Origin of the sequence: Bifidobacterium xylocopae, assembly GCF_003315615.1 — a bacterium.
Classification (GTDB): Bacteria; Actinomycetota; Actinomycetes; order Actinomycetales; family Bifidobacteriaceae; genus Bombiscardovia; species Bombiscardovia xylocopae.
Map to the genome: position 1 here is coordinate 1 of NZ_PDCH01000032.1, position 1,343 is coordinate 1,343.

Sequence of the window (1,343 nt, forward strand, 5' to 3'; positions counted from 1 at the left end):
GGCCGTCATGGAGGACCTGCTGGACTCCTGGCCCGGCACCCTGATCGTCGTCTCCCACGACCGCTACCTGCTGGAGCGGGTGACCGACCAGCAGTACGCCCTGATCGGCGGCAAGGTCCTCCACCTGCCCGGCGGCGTGGACGACTACCTGGCCATGGTCGAGTCCGGCTCAAGCCGGCGGTCCCCATCGCCGGACCGCGAAACGCCCGGAAACGGAAGCACGAACTCAGCTGTTAGCGTAACCTCCCAGGAGGCTGCCCCCAGGCCCGGGAAATCCGACCGCCAAGTCCAGCGCGAGCTCAACAAGCGCTCCCGCTCGATCGAACGCAAACTGTCCAAGCTCAACGGACAGGTGGAGGACCTGCAAGCCCGGATGGCCCGGCACGACCCGGCCGATTACGAGGGCCTGGGTCGGCTCAACGAGCAGGTCAAGGCCATCCAGGCCGAAATCGGCCCCCTGGAGGAGGAGTGGCTGGAGATCGGCGAGCGCCTGGAGGACTAGCCCCGCCGGCCCCTCTTCGGCTTGCCGGACCTGCCGGGCCGACCGTCTCCCCCAATCGTGCCATCACCGCCGATGTTCCCGGCGGTGTCTTCCGACCCCGCCTGCCGCGCCGCGCAGGTCGAGCAGCGGGCCGCGAAGGCGGAGAAGACCGAGTCCGCCAAAGGGTGCATCAGCGGCTCGGCCTCCTCGAACTCCTCCTTCAGCTGGGCGATCCGCCCCTTCTTCAGCCCTGCCATGGCCATGGGCGACTCCAGCCACTGCTCGAAGATGGGCCCGGTCACCTCCAGGTGGCCCTGCAACCCCAAGGCGGACCCCATCCGGAAGGCCTCCACCTTCGTGCCCCCTGACCGGGCCAGCAGCGTGGCCCCGGGCGGAAGCCCGACAGAGTCCGCGTGCCATTCCAACACCGGCGTGGTCCTATCGGCCCACCGGTAGACCGTGTCGTCGGAGGCCACCCAACGGATGGGCTCCACCCCCCGCTGGGGCTTGCCCCCCGTCCGCAGTCGCCCGCCCAGGGCACGGGCCAGGATCTGGTGCCCCAGGCAGATGCCCAGCACAGGCAGCTCCGCCTCGACCGCCGACCGCGCCAGCCTGGTCTCCGCCTTGAGCCCGGGATAATGCCTGTAGTCATCGGCCCGCATGGGTCCGCCCAGCAGGACCAGCCCGGCCAGATCGCCGACTGCCGCCAGCCGGGGCCTGTCCTCCGAGGCCACGTCCACGGTCTCCACGTCGAGCCCGGCGTCCTCCAAGGCCTCCCCCACGCGCCCGGCCCGTTCCCAGGTCGCGTGTTGGATGACCAGCACAGTGCGTTTTGCCATGCACCCATTCTCGCACCCCCCAT

1 protein-coding gene and 1 pseudogene are annotated in these 1,343 nt (G+C 70.1%); one reads left to right on the forward strand and one right to left on the reverse strand.

Features of this window, described 5'->3' with window-relative positions; all coding sequences use genetic code 11:
• Positions 1–502: pseudogene (locus CRD59_RS07490) on the forward strand (ABC-F family ATP-binding cassette domain-containing protein); the annotation flags it as partial.
• On the opposite strand, the gene CRD59_RS07495 reads toward CRD59_RS07490, so the two are convergent.
• Positions 499–1,320: a type 1 glutamine amidotransferase gene (locus tag CRD59_RS07495; RefSeq protein WP_113854061.1), complete on the reverse strand. Its 822-nt coding sequence runs from the start codon at positions 1,318–1,320 to the stop codon at positions 499–501. The pseudogene CRD59_RS07490 and the gene CRD59_RS07495 sit on opposite strands and share 4 nt — an antisense overlap.
• Positions 1,321–1,343 lie beyond the last annotated feature (23 nt).